We start from the raw sequence: 22,816 nt of genomic DNA, 5'->3' as shown, positions 1-22,816 counted from the left end.
CTGGGTAATGTCGAACAGGCGCACCGCCGGGCGCGCTCAGGCCGCCCCGGCCAGCCGACCCAGCACCACCGCACTCAGCAGCCCGTTGCCCGACAGATACCCGTCATCGCCCGACCCCGACACGCCGCAGGCGGCCCCGCCCACCGCATAGAGGTTCGGCAGCAGCCCGCCGGACGCCCGCCTGACACGGCCCGTGCCGGTCACGTCGAGCCCGCCCTGGGTGTGAAACAGCGCGCCGGTCACCCGCACCCCGTGATAGGGCGGGCGCAGCCGTTTGGTCGGGTCGAACACCCGCCCGAAGTTGCAGGTCGTCGTGCCTTCGATCTCCACCATCGTCTCCACCAGCGCGCCCCCGGGCAGATCGAGCCGCGCGGCCAATGCTTCGGGCGTGTCCGCGGTCACGATCGCGCCCGCGGCCTCGGCGGCGCGAAAATCCTCGAACTGGCGCGCGATGCTGGCAATGCGGCTGTCGAAGATGGCATAGGCCTCGCCCCCTGGCTGGGCGATCACGGTGCGCGCGGCCTCGGAATAGCCCTGCAGCTCGTTCCAGAACCGGCGGCCGTCACGGTTGACCTGGATGCCGCCCTCCGAAAGCACCGCCCAGGTCACGAGGACCCCATGGGGATGCGCGACGTTGCCATGGCCCTGATAGGCGCCCAGATGGCGCATCCGCGCGCCCAGCGCCTCCCCCCAGCGAATCGCGTCGCCGGTATTGCCCGCATGGCCGAAATAAAGCGCGTCGCGGATCTCGGGCGTGTATGCGGCCACCATCTCGGGATTGCCGCCGAACCCGTTGCAGGCCAGGATCAGCCGGTCGCAGCCCACGGTTTCCAGCCCGCCATCGGGACGCGCGTAGCCGACACCCTGCACCCGGCCCGCAGCATCGGCAAAGAGCGTGGTGACATGGGCGCCGGTCAGGATGTCGATGCCGCGCGCGGTGCAGGTGTTGCGCAACCGGTCCACCAGTTCCCGCCCCGCCCGGCTGGGCAGACCGTGCATCCGGCGGCGCGAATGGCCCGGGTAGTCGAAATCCGACACCACCGAGAACGGCATCCCGTGGGTCCCGGCCAGCCAGTCGAGCGTCGGACCCGAGGCTGCGGTCAGGGCCGCGACCACCTCCGGATCGGCCTCACCCCCGGCCTTGCGCTGGATATCGGCGGCAAAACGCTCTGCGCTGTCGTCGATCCCCGCCTCGGCCTGCAGGGCGCTCCCCGCCGCCGGGATCAGCCCGGCCGAGAGCGCGGTCGACCCGGTCTGCACAGCGTCCCGCTCCAGGATCACGCAGGCGCGCCGGGCCTCCTGGCAGGCGAGGGCCGCGGTCATGCCCGCCGCGCCGCCGCCCACGATCACCGTGTCCACCGTGACCGAAAACCCGTCCTCGGGCGGGGCCGTCACGGTCATGTGCCCGGTCCTTCATAGGCCTTTCCGCGCGCCAGCATCTCCGCCGTGCCCAGCCGCGCGTTCAGGTCCTGGAAGTCGAACATCCGGTCGCGGAAGGCCGCGTTCGATCCGGTCTCCGACAGGCTCAGATAGTAGGCTTCCGCCGTGCGGGCGAGGGCCCGGACGATCCCGCCGGGAAAGATGACCAGCGCATATCCCAGCGCTTCGAGTTCCCGGGCGGATTTCATCGGGGTCTCGCCGCCCTCCACCATGTTGGCAAGCAGGGGTACCCGACCCCGGAACCGTTCGGCGATGGCGGTCAGTTGCGCTTCCGATTGCGGGGCCTCGATGAACAGGATGTCGGCCCCGGCCTCCAGGTAGGTCTCGGCCCGCTCCTGCGCGGCCTCGAACCCCTCCACCGCCACCGCGTCGGTGCGCGCGATGATCAGGGTTTGCGCCACGTGGCGGGCATCGGCCATGGCGCGGATCTTGCCGGCCATTTCCTGCGCCGGGATCAGCGTCTTGTCGGCCAGATGCCCGCAGCGCTTGGGGTAGGCCTGATCCTCGATCTGGAGCGCATTGGCCCCGGCGCGCTCATAGAGCCGCATGGTGCGCTGGGCATTGAGCGCATTGCCGAAGCCCGTGTCCGCATCGATGATGATCGGCGTGCTGACCCGGTCGCGGATCAGCGACAGGGTCTCGGTCATCTCGGTCACCGAGGTCAGGCCGATATCGGGCCGCCCGAGCCGTGTGTAGGAGACCGCCGCGCCCGACAGGTAGAGCGCGGGGAACCCCGCGGCCTCGGCCAGCGAGGCGGTCAGGGCGTCATAGACCCCGGGCGCCATCACGATGCCGGGGCGGGTGAAATCCCAGCTCGGGGTGGCCGGGCCGCTCACAGCATCGCCTCCGCCTCGGCGCAGCTGCGGATCTCGGTGACCGTACCGAGGGAGGTCAGGGTGGCGTCGTGCACCGCCGGGTCGAAGGCGCCGCTGCCATCGCCGAGCAGGACGGTATGGATGTTGCGCAGATGGGCGTCTCGCACGGTGGAGGCGACGCCGCCATTGGTCACGATCCCGCCGATGATCAGCGTATCGATCTCCAGCGCGCGCAGGATGTATTCCAGACGGGTCTGGTAGAAGGCGGAATAGGCGACCTTCTCGATGGTGAAATCCGCAGGCGCGAGCGTGTCCACAAGGCCGTGCCCCCAGCCACCGGGGCGGAAATCCCCGCGCCCGAGGAAGGGGCGCAGGCGTTGCAGATGCTCGGCGATCAGCGGATTTCCGTCCCGGTCGGGCACCAGGGTGAACTGGGCCGAGATGAAGGTTCCGCCCTTTTCGCGCAGCCGGTCGCGCAGGGGGGCGATCCGGTCGGGCAGGGCCACCAGGTGCGGCGCGGTCTGGCCCGCGCGCCCGTAGGCGCCCTCTGGGTGAAGGAAGTCGTTCTGCAGATCGATGGTCAGCAGGGCGGTGCGTTTGGGGTCGAGGGGGGCGCTCATGGGGCGGGCTCCGCAGGCTGCGAGAAGGTCAGGATGAGATTGCCGAACCTGTCCACCGTGCCCGTCTGGCCGGGCTCGATCAGGATCGTGGTGTCGGGTTGCTCCAGGATGGCCGGGCCCCGGATCACCGTGCCCACGGGCAGGGCGAGGCGGGCGTAAAGGGCCGTCTCGTGCCAGCGGTCGCCGAAATGCACGGGTCGGGTGGCGCGCGGGGTCGCGGGGGCCGCGTTCGTCGGGGCGAGGGAGGCGAGGTCGAACTTGGGTCGCCGCCCGATCACCGAGGTCCGCAAGTTCAGCACCCGCCGCACGCCCCCGGGCAAGAGCCGTCCGAAGGCCGCGCCATAGGCCGCATCGAAGGCCGCGGCGATCTCGTCGACCGTGGGCGGCTCCACACCGTCCGCACCATGGCGCACCGGGATCGGCACCGCCACCGTATGCGTCTGGCCGAGATAGGCCATGTCGAGGCTGACCTCCACCTCGCGCCGGGCGAACCGGCTCCGCGCGGCGTCGAGGGTCGCCATCCCGTCGGCCACATGGGCCTCCAGCAGCGGCGCCAGCACCCCCGGTGTCTCCGGCCCCAGCATCCCGCCCACGGTCTGCACGAAATCCTGCCGCATATCCGCGATCACGCAGCCCATGGCCGAGGTCACGCCCGGATAGCGCGGGATGATCGCGCGCCCCAGCCCCACCTCGCGCAGCAGCGCCCCGGCATGGAGCGCGCCGCCCCCGCCGAACGGCATGAAGGCGAAATCCTTGGGGTCATGCCCGCGCTCGATGCTCACCAGCCGGATCGCCCCCGCCATCCGCGCATTCGCCACGGTCAGGATCGCTTCGGCCGCCGCCAACGGGTCGAGACCCAGCGGAGCGCCCACATGGGCCGCGATGGCCGATCGCGCCGCCGCCACGTCCAGCCGGTCCAGCGCGCCGCCGATGGGATTATCCGGGTCGATCCGCCCCAACACCACGTTGGCGTCCGTCACCGTGGGCCGCGTGTTGCCTTGCCCGTAAGCCACCGGGCCGGGGGTCGAGCCCGCGCTCTCCGGCCCGATCTGCAACAGCCCGCCCTTGTCGACCCAGGCGATGGAGCCACCGCCCGCGCCGATGGTCGCGATCTCGATCATCGGGGTGCGCACGACCATGCCGAAATCGATCGCCGTCTGCGGGCTCAGCGCCGGAGTGCCGTCGGTGACCAGCGCCACGTCGAAGCTCGTCCCGCCCATGTCGCCCGTGATCACGTCCGGAAACCCGGCGCTTTCAGCGATATAGGCCGCCGCCGTCACCCCCGCCGCGGGCCCCGACAGCGCCGTGCGCACGGGCCGGGCACACGCCGTCTCGACGCTCATCACTCCGCCATTGGACTGCACGATCAGGAACTCGCCGCCAAAGCCGCCGCGCCCCAACGCCCCGCCCAGCCGGTCGAGATACCCCGCCACTTCCGGCTGCAGGTACGCGTTCAAAGCGGTGGTCGAGAACCGCTCGAACTCCCGCAATTCCGGCAGGATCTCGGCCGAGCCGCTGACATGGGGCGTGGGCCAGAGGGCGCGCACCGCCTCCAGCGCCGCCGCCTCGTTGGCCGGGTTGGCATAGCTGTTGACGAACAGCACCGCGATGGCATCGCAGCCTGCTTCGCGCAACTCCAACGCCGCCGCCCGCACCGCGTCCAGATCCACGGGCGTGTGCACCGTGCCATCGGCCAGCACCCGCTCGGGCACCTCCAGGCGCAGGTCGCGGGGCACCACGGGCGTGAAATCGCCCCGCAGCCCCCAGGTCTGCCGCCGGTCCCGGCGCCGCATCTCCAACACGTCGCGGAACCCTTGCGTGGTGATCACGCCCACCTTCGCGCCCTTGCGCTCCAGCAGGGCATTGGTCCCGGCAGTCGTGCCATGGACCACCGCGCCCAGGGCGCCGAAATCCGCCACATGCACGCCGATCCCGTCGAGGAACCCGCCCGACTGGTCGGGCCGCGAGGTCGGCACCTTGGCCACCCGCGCGGTGCCCGCCGCCTCGTCGAGAACGAACACATCGGTGAAGGTGCCCCCCACGTCCACGCCCACCAGAACGCTCATACCGGCAGCTCCTGCCAGGCGGGACCGTAGGTTTCGGTCGCCACCTCGGGGCTCAGATAGCCAAGCGCCACGTCCCGCGCGACACGTTCCGGCGCGCGCGCCGCCGCCGGGCCGTAGCCCCCGCCGCCCGGCGTCTCCAACCGGACCCGCTGCCCGCGCCGCAGCTTCATGCCCACGGCTTTCGAGGCCAGCGCCGGGGTTTGCCAGCCTGCGTCGGTCTCATGGGCGAACACATTGAGCGCCGCCGCCCCGCCGCCCGCGACCCCTTGCGGCGCGAACCGCCCGCGCTCGCCAAACAGGAACGCCTCGGCCTCCTCCTCCAGCAACTCGATCTCGTAAACCGCGCCGAGGCCCCCACGTTGCGCCCCCGCGCCCGCGCTGTCGGGGCGCAGCGCCCATTGCCGGAACATCACGGGATAGGCCGCCTCCAGGATCTCCGCAGGAGGGATCGTGGCGGTGGAAATCGGTGCATTGCCGTGGTTCAGCCCGTTGCTCTCGAGGCTGCCACCATGCCCGCCGCCGTAGAAGGAAAACATCACCCAGCGCGCCCCGTTGGCCCGCGTCCCGGCAATCGACAGCGCGTTGATCGTGCCATAGGCATTGGCAACCACCCGCTCTGGCGCGGCCTGGGCGGCGGCGGAAAAGATCACGTCGATCATGCGCAGGATGGTCTCGGTATAGCCCCCCGTGGGCCGCGGAAACTCTGCGGCCAGCAGCGATCCCTCGGGCACCGTCACCGTGATCGGGTGCATCACCCCGGCATTGGCGGGCAGGTTCGGAAAGATGTGCTTGATCGCCACGTAGGCCGTCGCAATCGCCGTGGACAGGGCGATGTTGACCGGCCCCTTCACCGCGCCCGCCGTGCCGGTGAAATCGAGGGTCAGCCGGTCGCCCATGACCTCCAGCGCGACCCGGATCGGCAGCGCCTCCGGGTCGATCCCGTCATTGTCGAGGAAATCCTCCGCCTCCCACCGCCCATCGGGCAGGGCTTCGATCTCGGCCCGCATCAGGGTCTCGGCCCGGTCGGTCAGGGCGGTCAGGGCCGCCTGCACGGTGTCCGTGCCATAGTCGTTCAGCAGGGCGTCGAGCCGTTTTGCGCCCAGATCCAGTGCGCTCAACTGCCCGTTCAGATCGCCCTGGGCCGAGGCGGGCAGGCGGGTGTTGCGCAGCAGGATATCGACGATGTCCTGTTGCAGCACACCCGCGCGCACCAGTTTCACCGGCGGCAGGACGAAGGCCTCCTGGAAGACCTCCGTGGCCGCGGGGTTGTAGTTGCCCGGCACCGCCCCGCCCACATCGTGCCAATGGCCGACCGAAGCGAGGTAGCAGACCAGCTTGCCATCCCGGAAGAACGGCCGCACCAGCCGCATGTCGCTCAGGTGGGTGCCGCCGATATGGGCGTCGTTGAAGATATAGACATCGCCCTCGGCCAGGTCGCCGTCGCGCGCGGCCTTGTCGATCACCGCCTTCACCGCAAAGGCCATCACACCCACGAAGATCGGCAGGCCGGACTTGCCCTGCACCAGCGTGTCGCCGGTTTCCGCATGGTAAAGCCCGTGGGAGGCATCATGCGCCTCTGCGATGATCGGGTTGAACGCCGCGCGGAAGAGCGTCGCGTCCATCTCGTCGGCGATCTGCTCCATCCGCCCGGCGAGCACGGCCAGGGTGATCGGGTCGATCTCGGGCGTGGTCATGCAGGGTCTTTCCGGGCCTGCATCGCGGCGGCCATGTCGTTCCAGACCTCCTGGCGGGTGATCTTGCTGTCGGTCAACTCGAACCGGTCGATGAAGCGGATGCCCTCGAACGGCGTGTCGTCCGGCCAGAGGCCCGACAGGGTGCCGTGGCAATGGACCACCGCGCCGGTCTCGGACGGGGCGGTGTCGATGCCCTCGAAGGTCTTGGTGACCCGCTTGTAACGCTCGGCGGACCAGGCCACGAGCGCGTCGAGATCGGTCATGCGGACCCCGCCCGGAAAGATCATCTCGAACTCCGCGCCCAGATACCCCGCGGCGGTGTCGAGATCGCGCGCCTCCATCGCCGCGAGGTACGCCTGCACGGTCTCGGCCGGGTCGGGCAGGGGCGGCGCGGGGAAGCGGTTCTGCCCGCCGCGCATGTAGCCAGAGGCCGCGACCTCATGGGTCAGCACGGTGATCCCGTCGGGGTCGGCCGGGATGACCAGCCGTGCGCCATCGGTCAGGGCCTTGCCCAGCCGGGTCTTCACCTCGTCCCCGTATCCCGCGATCAGATGTACCTCGATAACCGGCATATGCGTCGTCCCTCCCCCTCTTGCAGATCGTGACCTGTCTGCTTTGCAATACAGGTCATGGTATCTCAAAAACCGCAAAAGTGTAGTCTGTGTCGTGCCATTTCTTGCGCTTTGCGCGGACCGGGCTAATCTTCACCGTGGAGAAGGAGGGGTTTCAGTGGACGGTGGCAGCGGCACCCATCTGCCCGAAGGCGGCAAGGCCCGGCGGGTCTACCTGCAGCTGCGGGACATGCTCAGCCGTGGCGCGTTGCGCCCGGGCGATACCCTGCCGGGCGAGCAGAAGATGGCCGCCCAGTACGGTGTCAGCCGGGTCACGATCCGCCGCGCGCTGGAGGCCCTGGCCGATGACGGGTTGATCGACAAGCGCGCGGGCGCGGGCAGCACCGTGCGCGAGGCCGCCCAGGACACGCCGCTGGCGGGCAACCTCGCCTCGCTCATGCCGCAGCTGGTGGAGATGGGCCAGCGCACCGAGGCGCGGCTGCTGGCCTTCTCCTATGGGGCCGCGCCGGCGGCGGTGGTCCGGGCGCTGGGGCTGGCGGAGGCGGTCACGGTGCAGACCGCGGTCCGCGTGCGCCTGCTGCGCGGGGTGCCGTTCTCGCACCTGACGACCCATGTGCCCGCCGAGATCGCGACGAACTATTCCGAGGCGGATCTCGCGACAACGCCGCTCTTTCGCCTGCTGGAGCGCAGCGGGGTGCGGATCGCGTCCGCGCGCCAGTCCGTGACCGCGACCTTGGCCACGCCGGAGGTGGCCGCGGCGCTCGATGTGAGCGTCGGGTCGGCCCTGACGGCGCTGACCCGGATCGTGACCGATGATCAGGGGCAGTGGGTGGAGTACCTCTCGGCGCTTTACCGGCCGGACCTTTACCGGTTGGACATGACCCTGAGCCGGGTCGGCGCGGGGGAGGATCGCCATTGGCAGCCGGTGATTGGCGCGCCGCCGGAGACCGACCCATGAGCACGCCGCGGACCCTTCTGGAAAAGCTCTGGACGGCCCATGAGGTTACCCGCCGGGAAGATGCCGCGTCGCTTCTGTGGGTGGACCGGCACCTGCTGCACGAGGGGTCGCACCATGCCTTTGCCAAGCTGGCCGAGCGGGGCCTGTCCGTGGCCGCCCCGGCGCAGACCTTTGCGGTGATGGATCACTACGCGCCGACCCGGGATCGGGCGGCGGAGGGGGCGACGCCGGAGATCCGGGCGATGATCGCCCGGCTGCGCGAGAACGCGGAAGTTCACCAAATTCGGCTTTTCGATCTTTTCGACCGCGATCAGGGGATCGTCCATGTGATCGGACCGGAGCAGGGGCTGACCTTGCCGGGGCTGACGATCAATTGCGGCGACAGCCATACCTCGACCCATGGGGCGTTCGGGGCGCTGGCCTTCGGGATCGGGGCGACCGAGGTGGCCCATGTGCTGGCGACCCAGACGATCTGGCAGACCCGGCCGAAGACCTTGCGCCTGCGGTTTGACGGGCGGCTCGGGCCGGGGGTGGGCGCCAAGGACATGGCACTGGCCTGGATCGCGGCCCTGGGCGCGGACGGCGCGCGCGGCCATGCCATCGAATACACCGGCGAGGCGGTGCGGCGCCTGTCGATGGAGGGGCGGATGACGCTCTGCAACCTGTCGATCGAAGGCGGAGCGAAGCTGGGCCTGATCGCGCCGGACGAGACAACGTTTGCTTACCTGCGGGGAAGGCCCCATGCGCCCGACGGGGCCGATTGGGACCGCGCGGTGGAAGACTGGGCCGCCCTGCGCAGCGACGAGGACGCCGTGTTCGACCGGGAAGAAACCCTCGATTGTGCGGCGATTGCGCCGGTCGTGACCTGGGGCACGCGGCCTGACCAGGCCATTCCGGTGACCGAAAACCTTCCCCGCGGGGAAGGTTCCGAGGTTAATTCTGCGTTAACTTATATGGGGTTACGGGCCGGCGCGCCGATTGCGGGCACGCCCGTGGACCAGGTGTTCATCGGCTCCTGCACCAATGGCCGGATCGAGGATCTGCGCGCCGCGGCCGCCGTGCTGGCCGGGCGGCGCGCACGGGTGCCCGGGCAGGTCACCCCCGGGTCCGCGCGGATCAAGGCGCAGGCGGAGCAGGAGGGTCTGGCGGAGATCTTCATTGCCGCAGGGCTGGAATGGACCGAGGCGGGCTGTGCCATGTGCGTGGGCATGAATGGGGACCTCGTGGCGCCGGGCAAACGCTGTGCGTCCTCGACCAACCGGAATTTCCGGGGGCGGCAGGGGCCGGGGGCGCGGACGCATCTGATGTCGCCCGCCATGGTCGCCGCCGCCGCCGTCACCGGCGAGATCACTGATGTGCGGCCCCTTCTGGCCGGGCGGGCGGTGGCATGAGCGCGCGCGGCTGGACCCGGCACACCGGGCGCGCGGCGGCCCTGCCGATGGAGGCCGTCGATACCGACCAACTGATCCCGGCGCGGTTCATGTCCACGCCGCGGGCCGAAGGGTACGGGCGATACCTGCTGCATGATCTGCGCTTTTGCGATGGCTGTGTGCCGCGGCCCGAGTTCGCCCTGAACCGGGTCGAGAATGCGGGTGCCACGATCCTGGTGACGGGGCGGAATTTCGGGTCCGGCTCGTCGCGGGAGGCGGCGGTCTATGCCCTGATGGATTTTGGTATCCGGGCAGTGGTCGCGCCGAGCTTCGGGGACATTTTCGCGGCCAACGCGGTGAATAACGGGCTTTGCCCGGTGCAGGTGCGGCCCGAGGATGGCGCGGCCCTGCTGCGCGGGCTGGAACGCGGGGCGCGGCAGATGACCGTGGATCTGGAGGCTTGCGCGCTGCGCGGGCCGCTGGGGACCGTGGGCTTCACCCTCGACCCCGTGTGGCGACGCAAGCTGATCGAGGGTCTGGACGATATCGACCTGACCCGCGCCTACGGGGCGGAGATTGCGGCGTTTCGGGCAGCCGATGCCGCGGCGCGGCCCTGGGCGGCGCTGGACATGACAGAAAAGACCACAGGGAGGGGCCGCCCGGAGCGGTCCGCATAAAAGGGAGAAACCAGAATGAAACACTACGTACTGAGCGGCGCGCTGGCCGCAGGCCTCGGCCTTGGCGGGGCGGCGCAGGCGACCGAGACGCTGACGGCGGTCCACGCCTTCCCCACGACCCTGATCTATACCCAGAGCTTCCTGGAGTTCGTGGACAAGGTGAATGCCGCGGGCGAGGGCGTGGTGCAGATCGAGGTGCGCGGCGGGCCCGAGGCGATCGGCATGTTCCAGCAGCCCGACGCGGTGCGCGACGGGATCGTGGACATGGTCTATACGCCGGGCTCGTTCTACGGCGGCACGGTGCCCGAGAAGGACGCCATGGTGGCGTCCAACCTGACGGCGGTCGAGGCGCGCGAGAATGGCGGCACCGACCTGATGAACCAGATCCACCAGGAGAAGATGGGGGTCTATTACCTCGGCTGGTTCGACAGCGGGGTGTCCTACAACCTGTGGACCAAGGATGAGCCGCAATTCGAGGAGAACGGCGATCTGAGCGTGGAGGGCATCAAGCTGCGCGGCAACGCGGTCTACAACGCCTTCTTCACCGAGTATCTGGGCGCGCAGGTGATCGACCTGCCGACCACGGATGTCTATGCCGCGCTGGAGCGGGGCGTGGTGGATGCCACGGGCTGGACCCAGATCGGGCTGATCGACCTGAAATGGAACGAGTTCCTGAACTACCGGATCGAGCCGAATTTCTTTTCCACCGACCTGGGCGTGATCGTGAACCTGGAGAAATGGGAGAGCCTGAGCGACGAGGCGAAAACCATCCTTCAGGATGTGGCGATCCAGCATGAGAGGGACAGTGTCGAGGCCCTGCGCGCCAAGCGGGACGCGGATTTCGCAGCGCTCGAAGAGGGCGGCATGCAGGTCGTCAGCCTGGAGGGCGAGGCCAAGGAGCGCTACCTCGCGGCGGCGCGGGAGAAGACCTGGGAGCGGATGCGCGGCCTGATGGCGGAGCATCCTTCGGGCGACGGCAATTACGACACGCTGATCTCTCTCTACTACGATCCGGCGCTGGACTGAGTGTGCGGCGCGCCGGCGGGATCGTCGGCGCGCCTTGCCCGCGATGCGCGTGCTCAGCCGGACATATGATTTCATGATCCTAGCCATGGCGGTGCTCGCCGGGGCGGGGCTGGTGTGGTTGATGGTGTCGGTCATCGCGTCGGTGGCGATGCGCAATCTGGGGATGCAGCCCTTCGCGTGGCTGTTCACCTCGGCCGAGTACAGCATCCTCTATCTGACCATGCTGGGCGCGCCGTGGCTGGTGCGCGAGAAAGGGCACGTGCATATCGAGCTTGTCACCGCCGCCTTGCCCGAGGGGCTGCGGCAGGTGGTGAGCCGGTTCGTGGCGCTCTTGTGCGTTCTGGTGTGCGTGGTGCTGGCCTGGAAGGGCGTGGAGCTGTGCCTGCGCAACCTGGAGCGCAATGATTTCGACGTGCGGGCCTATTTCTACCCGCGCTGGTTGCTGACGATTTCCTTCCCCATTGCCTTCGGCTTCATGGCGGTGGAGTTCGCGCGGTTCGTGTTCGGGCGCGAGATCCTGCATTCGGGCGAGGCGGGGATACACGAGTAGATGGACTGGTTCGAGGCTTTGGCCCTGCTGCTGGGCGCGATCGTGGCGCTCATGGCGTTGGGCATGCCCGTGGCCCTGGCGTTTCTGGCGGCGAATATCCTCGGGGCCTGGGTGTTCATGGGCGGCGAGCGGGGGATCGTGCAGCTGTTGAACAACGGGTTGGGGGCGTTGACGACCTATGCCCTGGTGCCGATCCCGTTGTTCCTGCTGATGGGGGAGATCTTCTTTCATACCGGGCTGGGGGGGCGGATGTTCACGGCCATCGACCGGCTTCTGGGGCGGCTGCCGGGGCGGCTGAGCTATGTCACGGTGCTGGGGGGGACGGGGTTTTCGACCCTGTCGGGCTCGTCCATGGGGTCCACGGCGCTGCTGGGCAGCCTGATGGTGCCGGAGATGAATGCGCGGGGCTACAAGTCGCACATGAGCATCGGGCCGATCCTCGGGACCGGGGGGCTGGCGATCATCATCCCGCCCTCGGCCCTTGCCGTGCTGCTGGCGACGCTGGCGCAGATCGATGTGGGCGCGTTGCTGATCGCGGGGGTGATCCCGGGGCTGATGCTGGCGGGGTTCTATATCGCCACGATCTGGATCCAGACCCGGCGCGACCCCAGTGCGGCCCCGGCCTACGAGGTGGCGGAATTGCAGTTGGGCGCGAAGCTCTGGCTGCTGTTGCGGGACGTGGTGCCCATGGTGGGGGTGATGGTGGTGATCGTGTCGCTGATGATCTTCGGCATCGTCACCCCGTCGGAGGCCGCGGCCTTTGGCGCGCTGGGCGTGATCATCCTCGCGGCGGCGTTCCGCTGCCTGACGGTGGAGGCGCTGCGGCGCTCGGTGGTGGGCGCGCTGAAGGTGACGCTGATGGCCTACATGATCGTGTTCGGCTCGGCCACGTTCAGCCAGCTTCTGGCGTTCTCCGGGGCGTCCGGCGGGCTGATCGGCTGGGCCACGGGGTTCGACCTGGACCCGATCTGGATGCTGCTGGCGATGTTCGGGGTTCTGCTGGTGCTGGGGATGTTCATGGAGCAGATCTCGATCATGCTGCTGACGGTGCCGATCTTCTTCCCGCTGGCGCAAAGCCTCGGGTTTGATCTGATCTGGTTTGCGCTGATCATGCTGCTGGCGCTGGAGATCAGCTTCACCACCCCGCCCTTCGGGCTGCTCCTGTTCGTGATGAAGGGGGTGGCGCCGCCCAGCACCACCATGCGGGAGATCTATCTCGCCGCGATCCCGTTCATCGCGTGCTCGCTGTTGCTGGTGGCGCTCTTGATCCTGTTCCCGCCTCTGGCCACCTGGCTGCCGGGGCTGGGCGGCTAGACAGTGTTGCGCGGGCTGCTCTAGCCTGCGCGCACCCAGACGGGGACGAGGATCTTTCGATGAACTTTGCGCTTTGGCTTCAGAGGACTGCGGCGCGCTGCCCGGATGCGCCGGCGCTTTACACCGGCACGCGGCTGGAGACGGATTATGCCGGGTTCGCGGATCAGGCGGCCCGGATCGGCGCGGCCCTGTCGGCGCGCGGTCTGGGCAAGGGCGACCGCATCGGCGTGTTCATGAAGAACAGCACCGATTACCTGCGCGTGCTCTATGGCATCTGGTGGTGCGGGTCCGCCGCGATCCCGATCAATTCCAAGCTGCACCCGCGGGAGGCGGCCTGGATCCTGTCCGATGCGGAGGCTGCGCTGTGCCTCGTGACCCCGGACCTGGCCGAGGGCTTGGCGGAGGCTGCGCCCGACTGCGCCTGCGTGGTCACCGGCAGTGCGGCCTTTGGCGAAATGCTGGCCGCCCCGCCCATGGCGGCACCGGTGGCACGGGCCAGCGGCGATCTGGCCTGGCTGTTCTATACCTCGGGCACGACCGGCAAGCCCAAGGGCGTGATGATGAGCTTTGCCACGCTGACGGCCATGACGCTGAGCTATTTCGTGGACGTGGACGAGGTGACAGCGCAGGACGCGATCCTCTATTCGGCGCCCATGAGCCACGGCGCCGGGGTCTACAACTTCATGCATGTGCTGCGCGGCGCGCGCCACGTGGTACCCGAGAGCGGCGGGTTCGACCCGGCGGAGATCTTCGATCTGGCCCGCGAGATGCGCCAGGTGAGCCTGTTCGCCGCGCCGACGATGGTGCGGCGGATGATCGATGTGGCCAAGGCGCGCGGGGATACCGGCGACGGGATCAAGACGATCGTCTATGCGGGCGGACCGATGTACCTGGCCGATATCATCGAGGCGGTGGAGGTTCTGGGCGACCGGTTCGTGCAGGTTTACGGGCAGGGGGAGTACCCCATGAGCATCACCGCGCTCAGCCGCGCGGATGTCTCGGACCGCAGCCACCCGGATTGGCAGGCAAGGCTGGCCTCGGTCGGGGTGGCGCAGACGATCAGCGAGGTCGCGATCCTCGATGCCGAGGGCCGGCCGGTACCCCCGGGCGAGACCGGCGAGATCGCGGTGCGCGGCGCGGGGCTGATGCTGGGCTACTGGAACCGGCCGGAGGCGACGGCGGAGACGATCAGGGACGGCTGGCTCTGGACCGGCGACATGGGCCGGATGGACGCGGACGGGTATGTCACCATGGTGGACCGGTCCAAGCACATGATCATCTCGGGGGGCTCGAACGTCTATCCGCGCGAGGTGGAAGAGGTGCTTCTGACCCATCCGCAGGTGGCGGAGGTGTCGGTGGTGGGTCGGCCCCACGCGGAATGGGGCGAGGAGGTGGTGGCCTTCGTGGTCCCGGCCCCGGGGGCGGAGATGGATCCGGGGGTGCTGGATGCCCATTGCCTGTCGCAGATCGCCCGGTTCAAGCGGCCCAAGGCCTATATCGCGCTGCCCGAATTGCCGAAGAACAATTACGGCAAGGTGCTCAAGACCGAGCTGCGCGCGCGGTTGAGGAAAGGCTGAGCGTGCCGCCGGGCGCAAAATCCTTGAGGAAGGATTTTGCCAAGGATTTTGCTTAAAATCCTTGGCCCGGGCGGGTGGCGAGGGGCGCGCGGTAGACATAGGCCGTATACTCGTAGAGGTCGTAATCGGCCCGCAGGATCACCCGCCGCCCGGCCAGCGCGTAGAGCCAGCGCAGGAGCGCATCCGCCTCCACATGGAAGAGGTCCTCGCGTTGCCAGTCGACCACCGCCGACATCACGTTGAAGGCCATGCCCACCCGGGTCATGTCCCACATGGCGGTGGTGGCGGTGCGCAGGAAATCCCACATTTCCGCCGCGCTCAGGCTGTCCTTCACGGTGAAGAGCCCGTTGGCGACCACGTAGTCGAACTGCCCCGGAACCGGGTCCGCCAGCAGGTCGTGGACGGCGAAGCGGTCGGCCCCGTGCTTGGCCCGGGCGGTCGCAATGGCTGTCTCGGAGATGTCGAGCCCGAGATAGCGCGCCGGGGGCGTCGCGGCCGCGTGCAGGTGGTCGAGAAAGGCGCCGGTGCCGCAGGCAAGATCACAGAGATCCTCCATCCTTCCGTCCGGGGCGAGGGCGCGCATGACCGCGAAGCGCGTCTGCCGATCGGCCTCGTTCGGCCAGCCTGCGCCCTGGGCCGTGTCGCCATGGGCGGCGAGACGGCTGTCGTAGTAGCGCCGCAGGGCGTCGGGGCTGCGCAAGCTCAAAGCAGGGCCCTTTCCGGGGCGGGTAGGCGGGCCAGCTCGTCCTGCAGGGCGGCGACGGGCTGCGTCGCGAGGGCATGAAGCAGGGAGGCGTGCGGGCCGGCATAGGGGGCGAGAAACGACAGCTCCAGCCCCGCGGCGGCGAAGGTGGCGGGATCATAGAGCGGGCGCCCGCCGGGCAGGTTCACGTAGTGATCCGCCCCCAAGGTCCGGGCGGCGGCGATCACCCGGTCCGTGCCGCGCGCGGCCCGAGGCAGGTCGAGCGCCGAGCTGCGCAGGAGCGGCGTCGTGATCCCGAGCCGCGCGCAAACCCCGCGCAGCTGGTCGACCAGGTAGCCGGTGACATCCGCGCCGAGGGGGGCGAGCCGGGCGGTAAGCTCCGGGCCGAGCCAGGGCAGGGCGGCAAGCCGGTCGGACCAGAGCCGCTGTGCTGCATCCGCGAAGCGCAGCGCCTGGATCGTCGTGTCCCGGGGCTGGGGCGCAAGCGGCAGGGTCAGCCAGCCACCACCGGGCAGGGGCGCGCGGTGGACCCGGCCGCGGCGGGGGAACTGCACGCAGTCGAACACCACGAAGCGGTCCACCGAGGCGATCAGGTGAAAATAAAGCGGGTAGGGGTAGAGATAGGGCTGCATCACCGCCAGCCGCATCAGGTTTCCGCCGCTTGCGCCTTGTGGGCGGCGGCCTCGGCCATCCGGCGGGCGAAGATATCGTTGGCGGTGGCCACCCGCCCTTTGGCCCGCATCTGGTTCAGCGTCTTGGGCGGGAAGAACTGGCGGGCGTATTCCTGGGCCAGCTCGCCGTTCTCGGCGATCTCAAGCCAGCGGCGCCAGTGCCAGCCCCGTGCGCCCGAGTGATCGGCGTCGAACCGATCGAACACCTTGGCGATGTTCTGGATCTTGCGCTCGAACCTGGAAAAGGTGGTGAAGGGCAGGTGCGCGATCAGGACGCCGCCCGCTTGGCCGCGCCGCAACTCGGCCCCGGAGGCGCTGGTGGCGTCGTGCATGCCCAGATCGAAGCTGGCGACCATGTCGGGACGGACCATCACCTTGGGCGGGTCGTGATGCTCTACCCAGCGCAGATCGGGATTCTCGGCCATGATCGCGCGGGTCATGCGCCGGCGCTCCACCACGAGAGGCAGGTTGCACAGGGCAGCCTGGCTGTCGATCATTCCCGGGTCGATTTTACCACTGGAGAGTGCAGCATTGAACCGGTCGACCACCAGCACGTCGCAGGTCCGAAGGGCGGGCAGGCTGCGCAGGTCCCCGGTGCGGGGGATCCAGAACTCGTCCGGGTCGCCCACCAGCAGCCAGTCGGGCCGGTCCCGCGCGATGATCGGCCCGAACACCGGCCCGTCCATGGACAGCGCGTCCTGCAGGTTCTTGACCCTTGGGCAGATATGCACGTTGGGCAGGACGGCGTGCAGGGTGTCGAGCGCGATCGCGGTGCCATCGGTGGACCCGTCATCCATGATCGAGACCGAGTACACCCCGGAGCGCAGCAATTGTGCGACCGCGTAGGGCAAAAGCGCGACCTCGTCCTTGCACCACAGCACGGCGCTAATTCTCATGTGTTTCCCCTTGCAGGCGCGCTCGGCGCGTGTCCCCGTCGCCCCGGATAGATCATACACAAGGTCCCAAATGGCTCAAGCAGCGCTGGGCGCGCCGGGGTCCGGTCCAGCTGTGACCGCATGTTTTCCGAGGCGCAAGCTCTTGCCGGATGGCAGGAGCGGGCCGTGTCCGGATTGAGACGCCCCGGCAAATGGTATGCCGTGCAAATTGAGAAAATGTTTCCGCATGGCCGGTCTAAGTGATAAATATCGTCCATGTCGATAGATTTTCGCAAAGTTTGTAGTCCCTTGTTGCCGAGCGCGTCCGAGATCGCATCCTATCTTGAGACGCTGGACCGGACCCGATGGTATACCAACCGCGGGCATCTGGTTCAGGAACTGGAGACACGGCTGTCGCGCTGTTTCGGAACGCAGGCCTCCGCGCCGGATGTGGTGGTCACGACCGCCACGGGTACCGCGGCGCTGGAAGCGGCCATCCTGGCGACAAGCGGCCGCGCGACGGCGGAGAGGCCGCTGGCGCTCTTGCCCTCCTATACCTTTGCGGCGACCGCGCTGGCGGCAGAGCGTTGCGGATACCAGCCCTTCTTTCTCGATATCGATTCCGAGACCTGGGCGCTCGACCCGGACCTTCTGCTGACCCACCCCGCCGCGCCGGAGGCGGGTGTGATCGTGGCGGTGGCGCCCTATGGCCGCCTGCCGGACATGCGCGCGCTGGAGCGGGTGCAGGCCCGCCTCGGCGTGCCGGTCGTGGTCGACGGGGCGGCGGCCTTCGAGCAGGTGCTGGGCAGCCCTGAGGTGATTTCGGACGTGGTGCCGATCGCGGTCAGCTTCCATGCCACCAAGACCTTTTCAACCGGGGAGGGCGGCGCGGTCCTGTGGCGCAATCAGGAAGGTCGGGAGCTGATCTGTCAGGCGACGAATTTCGGCTTCCTCCATTCGCGTGAATGCCGGATGGCGGGGTTCAATGGCAAGATGAGCGAATACCACGCCGCCGTGGGTCATGCGATGCTGGACCGGCTCGAGGTGCGTCTGACCGCCTATGAGGCGGTGGCCGCGGATTACAAGGCGGCCGTGGCGGCCCATGCGCTGCCAGGCACGCTGTTCGTCGGCGGTGCGGTCAGTTCGGCCTATGCGCTGTTCCTGGCGGAGACCGTGGCGGAGGCACAGGCCCTGCGCGACGGCCTGCAGGCCTCGCGCGTCGGCTGGCGGCGCTGGTACGAGGAAGGGCTGCACGCCATGTCTCATTTCGCGGGCTGTCGGGCCGACCCGTTGCCGGTGACGGCAGATATCAGCGCCCGGCTGATCGGCCTGCCCATGGCACCTGATCTCAGCCCCGGCGACATCGCGCGCGTGGTGCAGACCCTGTCCCGGGCCTTGCCCCCGGCGCGGGCCCACGACCCGTTGCAGGCGGCTGTTCCCGGGCAGGTCCTGACCTTCCCGTGATCCAACGCCCTCAAGCCGTTCCCGAACCGCTCTGGCGACAGACCGTCAAACGATGTGCCCTACGGCCGAACGGCATGGCGACCTCGCTGATGAACGCGATGCGGGCCAAATGCGATCTGGCGGCGCGTCTGCCGATGGACGAGGCATTCGAGGTTTTCTGCGCCTTGTCGGAGCTGGATGCGGCCCATGCGTTGCGCCGGCGCCCGCTGTGCGATCTCGGTGCGGTGCTGGAGGCGGAGGCGGCCGAGCCGGTCATCGTGCTGAACCCCGGCGGTGAGCCGCGGGTGAACCGCGCGCCCGAGATCCATGGGCCGGGCCATGTACCCGAGCTGCGCAACACCGGGCGGCGGATCCTGGCGGGATGGCTGGAGGATGCGACGGTCTTTGCCCGCTCGGCGCTCGTGGCGCGGGGAGAGGAATTGCTGCGTGATGCGCAGCACGACGAGCTGACCAGTCTTCCCGAAGAGTTGGCCTTCGATCCGGTCGTCTTTCGCAGGACCGGCGCGGCGGAGGTGGCCTTCATCGAGGATACCGGTCCGGGCCGCTGCCTGCATCTGCCCCGGGCGCTCTCGCTGCTGGGGATCAACGCGGACTCGTTCGGGCACTGGATGCTGGAGCAGCTGCCGCGGTTTCTGGCGACGCGGGCGCTTCTGGGCGCGGCAACGCCGCCGCTGCTCGTGGATGCCGATATCCCGGCGCAGCATGCGGAGGCGTTGCGCTTCTTCGGCGGGGAGGACGGCCCCGAGATCATCGAGGTGCCGCGCGGCCTGCGGGTCCGGGTCGACCGGCTGTTCTGTGTGCTCGACTGGGCCTATGCGCCGCATCTGATCACCACGGACGAGGGGCTCGATGTCTCGAAGGTGCATGCGGTGGTCCCGTGGGTTGCCGGGGTTTACGCGCAGGCCGGCGCGCGGGCCGATGCGCGGATCGCCGAGCTCGGGGTGGCGGTTGCGCCCCAGATCCGGGTGCAGCGCCGGGTGTTCTGGGCGCGAAAGCCTGCCCGCCACCGGTCCATCGCCAACTGGGAAGCGCTGCGCGACAGGCTGGATGGGCTTGGCTATGTCACGGTCTTTCCCGAGGAAATGGGCTTTGCCGCGCAGGTTGCCACTTTGCGTGCGGCGGATCGGATCGTGGTGCAGAACGGGTCCGGGTCGCTGGGGCTGCCGCTGGCCCGGCCGGGGACGCGGGTGCTCTATCTCAGTCATCCGGAGATGTCGCGCTTCGCCTGGCAGTCGGAGGCCTTTGCCTGCCTCGGGTTCGACCTGCGGGTGCTGTCGGGGCCGTTCACCGAAAGGTCACAGCCCTGGGTGGACCAGTCGAACTACGAAATCGAGATGCCGGTCGCGGAAGCCGCGCTTGCCTGGATGGAGGCGGACCTGCCGCACGGGCGCGGCCGTGCGATGCAGACCGCGAGACCGCGCCCGTGAGCCAGCTCGATCACACGCCCGAAGGGCTGGATGCGGCCCTCGGGCCGGTGCATGCAGAGCTTGCGAAGATCACACGCAAAAAGCTGCCGAGCCTGGTCCATGAGGTGCACACCAAGACGATCCTGCACCGGCACTGCGCGCCCGAGGACGGGTTCGCGCGGTTGCGGGGGGGGCTGGACCTCGATGACCGGCTGCGGCTGCGGGGGCTGCCGATCGCGCAGCTGTGGGACGTGTTGCAGGCGGAAGGGACAGGGCTGCGGATCGTGGACCGGCTCACGGCGCCCTGCACGCTGGAGCCGCCCCGGGTGGTGTCGGGCGGGTGGCTGAAGGATGTGACGCTCTTTGCGCGCAGCCCGGCGATCCGCAAGCGGGACCGGCTGATCCTTGATCAGCAGGGGGACGAGTTGGCCAGGGTGCCGGTGGAGTTGGGGTCCGATCCGGCGATCTGCCAGCAGGACGGCGACCATGTGTACCATATCGAGGATCGCGCCGAGGATCGGGTGGTGCGGCGGGATCGCGCGATTTCGGTCATGGGTCTGAGCGCGGAGGCTTTCGGTCACTGGTTGTACGGGCTCTTGCGGCTGTGCCTGACCCTGCGGGACGATCCCGAACTGGAGGGCGTGCCGGTCCTGATCGACGCGGACATGCCCGGGCAGCATCGGCAGTCCATCGCCCTGTTCTCGGGCGGGCGGCACGAGATCATCCGCGTGCCGCGGCGCCACCGGGTTGAAGTGGGGACGCTGTTCCCCCAGACTTCGTGGCTCTACAATCCGCAGTTCGTGCGCGGCGACCATCTGTCCGAGGACGGGGTCGTGCGGGATCTGAACATCTTTGGTGCCCATATGCCAAAATTGGCACGGCTTTTTCGCGACGCAGGCGCCTGGGCCGGCACGGTGCTGACGCCGCAGCCGGAGGACGCCAAGCGGCTCTTTATCCGGCGCACGCCGCCGCGCTATCGCAAGCTGGTCGACACCGGGAGATCGACGGCTATCTCGGTGCGCTGGGCTACCGCGATTTCCGCCCCGAGACGCACAGTCTCGCGGAGCAGGTGCGGATCATCCGGGCCGCGGAGCAGGTGGTCTGCATGGCCGGGTCGGCCAGTCACGGGATGTTCTTCGCCCGTCCCGGCACGCGGATGTGCCTGCTCAGCCATGGAGCGATCGACCTGATGACGCTTTATTCCAGCTGCATCGACCGGATCGGCATCGATCTGACCATCGCCACGGGACTCTTCGTGCAGCGGCACGGGGCCTATCTTGACCGTTCCGACTACGAGGTGCCCCTGGCGCGGGTGCAGCAGGTTCTGTCGGATTGGCCCGACACCGGAGGCGGGCGATGAGTCGCGATCTGGTGATTTTCGGAACCGGCGACATGGCGGCGGTGGTGGCGGTCTATCTGCGCACCCATGCGCCGGAGTTGCGGATCGTCGGGTATACCCTCGATGATGCCTATTGCGAGGGGGACACCCATGATGGCTTGCCGCTGGTCCCCTGGAGCCAGCTTGAGACGCGCTTTCCGCCCGACATGTTCGATCTGCTTGGGCCGTTGACCTATCAGCGGATGAACACGATCCGTCGGGATCGGTACCTGGAGGGCAAGGCGCGGGGGTATGCGTTCGCGCGGTTCATCCATCCCGATTGCAACATCTATACCGATCAGATCGGTGAGAATTGCGTGATTCTGGAGCGCAATGTCCTGCAACCCTTCTCGCGCGTCGGGAACAACTGCATCCTGTGGAGCGGCAACCATATCGGGCACCATGTCACCATCGGGGACCATGTGTTCATCGCCTCGCAGGTGGGCATCGCGGGCTCCACGGTGATCGGGGACGCGTGCCATATCGCGGGCCAGGTCGGGATCACGCACGGGCTGACCATCGGGGCGGGCTGCGCACTGGTCAACGGGGCGTTCGTGTCGCGCGACCTGGCGCCGGGATCGGTGGTGATGGGGCAGAGCTCCGAGATAAAGCCCTTTGGCAGCGACAAGATGCACAGGTTGCTGTGAGCGCGGTGGCGGAAGGCGACCTCGGGGCGCTCTGGACCCGGCGCGGGCTGATCCGCACGGCGCCTGACGCGTCGGTGCCGGGTTGGGCGAGCCATGCCCAGTGCCCGACGCCGCTGATCCTGGGTGAGCGGCTCTGGCGGGTGTATTTCTCGGTTCGGGATCCGGAGAACCGCTCGCGGATCCTGTTCGTCGATCTCGATCCGCTGGACGACATGCGGGTGCTGTACCAGAGCACCGCGCCGCTGCTGGAGCTGGGCGCGCCGGGGCTGTTCGACAGTGCGGGGCAGGGGGCGAGCCTGGCGGTGCGGCGCGACGGGGCGGTGTGGCTCTATTACCTCGGGATGCATCTGCGGCGCGATGTGCCCTACGGCCTGGCGATCGGCTTGGCGCGGAGTACGGATGGCGCGGCTTTCGAGCGCGTTGCGGATGGCCCGATCCTGTCCGTCGGGCCGCGAGACCCCTATTTCGTGTCGCTTCTCCATGCCCGGCCTGCGGGCGCGGGTTGGGAGGGGTGGTACATGAGTGCCACCGGCTGGCAGGCGCGGTCGGACGGGCCCTGGGATGCGGAGTATGGGTTGCGGCGCGCGGTTTCCGAGGACGGCGTGGCATGGCGGGGGACCGACGTGACGCTGGCGCTGGGCGAGGGGCTGCTGCCCCGGGGCGGGGGCATCGCGCGGCCCTGGGTGGCGCGGGTCAACGGCCGGGACTGGTTGTTTTTTTCGCGCCGCCAGAGCGCAGGGTTCCGGACGCAGCGCGATGCCGCCTATCGCATCATGGCGGGGCCGCTGGACCCGGCGGGCACACCGGCCGGCGTGCCGCGGCCGGTGCGCTTTGCAAACCCGCCCGAACCCGAGGACTGGGACGGGTTCATGCAGGCCTATCCGGCGGTGCTCCCGCTCGGGGAGGGCCATGTGATGTTCTACAACGGCGATGGGTTCGGGCAGGGCGGATTCGGCTGGGCGACCTGCGGTTTGTGACCTGCAGGGCGTGATA

General features: G+C 68.9%; 22 protein-coding genes. 13 read left to right on the top strand and 9 right to left on the bottom strand.

Features of this window, described 5'->3' with window-relative positions:
• Nucleotides 1-36: 36 nt before the first annotated feature.
• From PVW48_RS16215 to PVW48_RS16190, 6 genes are read right to left on the bottom strand one after another with little or no spacing between them, the layout of a single operon-like run.
• Nucleotides 37-1,401, bottom strand: a complete 1,365-nt coding sequence (locus tag PVW48_RS16215) for an FAD-dependent oxidoreductase (RefSeq protein WP_274582064.1) — start codon at nucleotides 1,399-1,401, stop codon at nucleotides 37-39.
• On the bottom strand, nucleotides 1,398-2,225 hold the full coding sequence (locus tag PVW48_RS16210) for an isocitrate lyase/PEP mutase family protein (RefSeq protein WP_274582115.1): 828 nt from the start codon (nucleotides 2,223-2,225) through the stop codon (nucleotides 1,398-1,400). Before PVW48_RS16210 ends, PVW48_RS16215 begins: the two co-directional genes overlap by 4 nt.
• A gap of 47 nt (nucleotides 2,226-2,272) precedes the next feature.
• Entirely contained in the window at nucleotides 2,273-2,875 is a 603-nt protein-coding gene (locus tag PVW48_RS16205) for a cysteine hydrolase family protein (protein ID WP_012177368.1), read from the bottom strand.
• Nucleotides 2,872-4,941, bottom strand: a complete 2,070-nt coding sequence (locus PVW48_RS16200) for a hydantoinase/oxoprolinase family protein (protein WP_274582063.1) — start codon at nucleotides 4,939-4,941, stop codon at nucleotides 2,872-2,874. Before PVW48_RS16200 ends, PVW48_RS16205 begins: the two co-directional genes overlap by 4 nt.
• Complete coding sequence (locus PVW48_RS16195; protein ID WP_274582062.1) at nucleotides 4,938-6,635, bottom strand: hydantoinase B/oxoprolinase family protein; 1,698 nt, start codon at nucleotides 6,633-6,635, stop codon at nucleotides 4,938-4,940. Before PVW48_RS16195 ends, PVW48_RS16200 begins: the two co-directional genes overlap by 4 nt.
• Entirely contained in the window at nucleotides 6,632-7,207 is a 576-nt protein-coding gene (locus tag PVW48_RS16190) for a nuclear transport factor 2 family protein (RefSeq protein ID WP_012177371.1), read from the bottom strand. The genes PVW48_RS16195 and PVW48_RS16190 overlap by 4 nt, the downstream gene beginning before the upstream one ends.
• Before the next feature lie 157 nt (nucleotides 7,208-7,364).
• Here PVW48_RS16190 and PVW48_RS16185 point away from each other — a divergent pair, with 157 nt between their 5' ends.
• The 7 genes from PVW48_RS16185 to PVW48_RS16155 are packed head-to-tail and all read left to right on the top strand — an operon-like array spanning nucleotide 7,365 to nucleotide 14,679.
• Nucleotides 7,365-8,165, top strand: a complete 801-nt coding sequence (locus tag PVW48_RS16185) for a GntR family transcriptional regulator (protein ID WP_274582061.1) — start codon at nucleotides 7,365-7,367, stop codon at nucleotides 8,163-8,165.
• On the top strand, nucleotides 8,162-9,556 hold the full coding sequence (leuC, locus tag PVW48_RS16180; protein ID WP_274582060.1) for a 3-isopropylmalate dehydratase large subunit: 1,395 nt from the start codon (nucleotides 8,162-8,164) through the stop codon (nucleotides 9,554-9,556). The genes PVW48_RS16185 and leuC overlap by 4 nt, the downstream gene beginning before the upstream one ends.
• On the top strand, nucleotides 9,553-10,212 hold the full coding sequence (gene leuD / locus PVW48_RS16175; RefSeq protein WP_012177374.1) for a 3-isopropylmalate dehydratase small subunit: 660 nt from the start codon (nucleotides 9,553-9,555) through the stop codon (nucleotides 10,210-10,212). The genes leuC and leuD overlap by 4 nt, the downstream gene beginning before the upstream one ends.
• A gap of 15 nt (nucleotides 10,213-10,227) precedes the next feature.
• On the top strand, nucleotides 10,228-11,238 hold the full coding sequence (dctP, locus tag PVW48_RS16170; RefSeq protein ID WP_012177375.1) for a TRAP transporter substrate-binding protein DctP: 1,011 nt from the start codon (nucleotides 10,228-10,230) through the stop codon (nucleotides 11,236-11,238).
• A gap of 43 nt (nucleotides 11,239-11,281) precedes the next feature.
• Nucleotides 11,282-11,788, top strand: a complete 507-nt coding sequence (locus tag PVW48_RS16165) for a TRAP transporter small permease (protein WP_274582113.1) — start codon at nucleotides 11,282-11,284, stop codon at nucleotides 11,786-11,788.
• Nucleotides 11,789-13,102 (top strand): TRAP transporter large permease, encoded by a 1,314-nt coding sequence (locus tag PVW48_RS16160; RefSeq protein ID WP_274582059.1) that lies wholly within the window; start codon nucleotides 11,789-11,791, stop codon nucleotides 13,100-13,102.
• Between the two features lie 59 nt (nucleotides 13,103-13,161).
• The gene (locus PVW48_RS16155; RefSeq protein ID WP_274582058.1) at nucleotides 13,162-14,679 is read left to right on the top strand and encodes an AMP-binding protein; all 1,518 of its coding nucleotides are present in this window, start codon (nucleotides 13,162-13,164) and stop codon (nucleotides 14,677-14,679) included.
• A 52-nt stretch (nucleotides 14,680-14,731) separates the two neighbouring features.
• On the opposite strand, the gene PVW48_RS16150 is transcribed toward PVW48_RS16155, so the two are convergent.
• Genes PVW48_RS16150 through PVW48_RS16140 form a run of 3 tightly spaced genes read right to left on the bottom strand, consistent with a single transcriptional unit; the run spans nucleotide 14,732 to nucleotide 16,949 of the window.
• Complete coding sequence (locus tag PVW48_RS16150) at nucleotides 14,732-15,385, bottom strand: class I SAM-dependent methyltransferase (RefSeq protein ID WP_274582057.1); 654 nt, start codon at nucleotides 15,383-15,385, stop codon at nucleotides 14,732-14,734.
• The gene (locus PVW48_RS16145; RefSeq protein ID WP_274582056.1) at nucleotides 15,382-16,029 is read right to left on the bottom strand and encodes a WbqC family protein; all 648 of its coding nucleotides are present in this window, start codon (nucleotides 16,027-16,029) and stop codon (nucleotides 15,382-15,384) included. The genes PVW48_RS16150 and PVW48_RS16145 overlap by 4 nt, the downstream gene beginning before the upstream one ends.
• Complete coding sequence (locus tag PVW48_RS16140) at nucleotides 16,029-16,949, bottom strand: glycosyltransferase family 2 protein (RefSeq protein ID WP_012177381.1); 921 nt, start codon at nucleotides 16,947-16,949, stop codon at nucleotides 16,029-16,031. Before PVW48_RS16140 ends, PVW48_RS16145 begins: the two co-directional genes overlap by 1 nt.
• A 291-nt stretch (nucleotides 16,950-17,240) precedes the next feature.
• Here PVW48_RS16140 and PVW48_RS16135 point away from each other — a divergent pair, with 291 nt between their 5' ends.
• From PVW48_RS16135 to PVW48_RS16110, 6 genes are all read left to right on the top strand, one after another.
• Nucleotides 17,241-18,392, top strand: a complete 1,152-nt coding sequence (locus PVW48_RS16135) for a DegT/DnrJ/EryC1/StrS family aminotransferase (protein WP_274582055.1) — start codon at nucleotides 17,241-17,243, stop codon at nucleotides 18,390-18,392.
• 74 nt (nucleotides 18,393-18,466) lie between these two features.
• On the top strand, nucleotides 18,467-19,819 hold the full coding sequence (locus PVW48_RS16130) for a glycosyltransferase family 61 protein (RefSeq protein ID WP_274582054.1): 1,353 nt from the start codon (nucleotides 18,467-18,469) through the stop codon (nucleotides 19,817-19,819).
• Nucleotides 19,816-20,988: a hypothetical protein gene (locus PVW48_RS16125; RefSeq protein ID WP_274582053.1), complete on the top strand. Its 1,173-nt coding sequence runs from the start codon at nucleotides 19,816-19,818 to the stop codon at nucleotides 20,986-20,988. The genes PVW48_RS16130 and PVW48_RS16125 overlap by 4 nt, the downstream gene beginning before the upstream one ends.
• A complete protein-coding gene (locus tag PVW48_RS20140; protein WP_443112684.1) occupies nucleotides 20,874-21,158 on the top strand; it encodes a hypothetical protein in 285 nt (94 codons plus the stop codon). The genes PVW48_RS16125 and PVW48_RS20140 overlap by 115 nt, the downstream gene beginning before the upstream one ends.
• Nucleotides 21,155-21,823 carry an acetyltransferase gene (locus tag PVW48_RS16115; protein ID WP_274582050.1) on the top strand — a complete coding sequence of 223 codons (669 nt, stop codon included), beginning with the start codon at nucleotides 21,155-21,157 and terminating at the stop codon, nucleotides 21,821-21,823. The genes PVW48_RS20140 and PVW48_RS16115 overlap by 4 nt, the downstream gene beginning before the upstream one ends.
• The gene (locus tag PVW48_RS16110) at nucleotides 21,820-22,800 is read left to right on the top strand and encodes a hypothetical protein (RefSeq protein WP_274582049.1); all 981 of its coding nucleotides are present in this window, start codon (nucleotides 21,820-21,822) and stop codon (nucleotides 22,798-22,800) included. Before PVW48_RS16115 ends, PVW48_RS16110 begins: the two co-directional genes overlap by 4 nt.
• Nucleotides 22,801-22,816 lie beyond the last annotated feature (16 nt).

The sequence above is a fragment of the Dinoroseobacter sp. PD6 genome, from assembly GCF_028807315.1.
Taxonomy (GTDB): domain Bacteria; phylum Pseudomonadota; class Alphaproteobacteria; order Rhodobacterales; family Rhodobacteraceae; genus Dinoroseobacter; species Dinoroseobacter shibae.
Note: the sequence above shows the minus strand (reverse complement) of the source record. Positions and strands in the feature narration are given on the sequence as shown.

Bases quoted from the DNA above. Each gene is read 5' to 3' on its own strand.
- PVW48_RS16215 (WP_274582064.1), bottom strand. From the start codon at position 1,401: ATGACCGTGACGGCCCCGCCCGAGGACGGGTTTTCGGTCACGGTGGAC.
- PVW48_RS16210 (WP_274582115.1), bottom strand. From the start codon at position 2,225: ATGGCGCCCGGGGTCTATGACGCCCTGACCGCCTCGCTGGCCGAGGCC.
- PVW48_RS16205 (WP_012177368.1), bottom strand. From the start codon at position 2,875: ATGAGCGCCCCCCTCGACCCCAAACGCACCGCCCTGCTGACCATCGAT.
- PVW48_RS16200 (WP_274582063.1), bottom strand. From the start codon at position 4,941: ATGAGCGTTCTGGTGGGCGTGGACGTGGGGGGCACCTTCACCGATGTG.
- PVW48_RS16195 (WP_274582062.1), bottom strand. From the start codon at position 6,635: ATGACCACGCCCGAGATCGACCCGATCACCCTGGCCGTGCTCGCCGGG.
- PVW48_RS16190 (WP_012177371.1), bottom strand. From the start codon at position 7,207: ATGCCGGTTATCGAGGTACATCTGATCGCGGGATACGGGGACGAGGTG.
- leuC (WP_274582060.1), top strand. From the start codon at position 8,162: ATGAGCACGCCGCGGACCCTTCTGGAAAAGCTCTGGACGGCCCATGAG.
- leuD (WP_012177374.1), top strand. From the start codon at position 9,553: ATGAGCGCGCGCGGCTGGACCCGGCACACCGGGCGCGCGGCGGCCCTG.
- dctP (WP_012177375.1), top strand. From the start codon at position 10,228: ATGAAACACTACGTACTGAGCGGCGCGCTGGCCGCAGGCCTCGGCCTT.
- PVW48_RS16165 (WP_274582113.1), top strand. From the start codon at position 11,282: ATGCGCGTGCTCAGCCGGACATATGATTTCATGATCCTAGCCATGGCG.
- PVW48_RS16160 (WP_274582059.1), top strand. From the start codon at position 11,789: ATGGACTGGTTCGAGGCTTTGGCCCTGCTGCTGGGCGCGATCGTGGCG.
- PVW48_RS16155 (WP_274582058.1), top strand. From the start codon at position 13,162: ATGAACTTTGCGCTTTGGCTTCAGAGGACTGCGGCGCGCTGCCCGGAT.
- PVW48_RS16145 (WP_274582056.1), bottom strand. From the start codon at position 16,029: ATGCGGCTGGCGGTGATGCAGCCCTATCTCTACCCCTACCCGCTTTAT.
- PVW48_RS16140 (WP_012177381.1), bottom strand. From the start codon at position 16,949: ATGAGAATTAGCGCCGTGCTGTGGTGCAAGGACGAGGTCGCGCTTTTG.
- PVW48_RS16130 (WP_274582054.1), top strand. From the start codon at position 18,467: ATGGCGACCTCGCTGATGAACGCGATGCGGGCCAAATGCGATCTGGCG.
- PVW48_RS16115 (WP_274582050.1), top strand. From the start codon at position 21,155: ATGAGTCGCGATCTGGTGATTTTCGGAACCGGCGACATGGCGGCGGTG.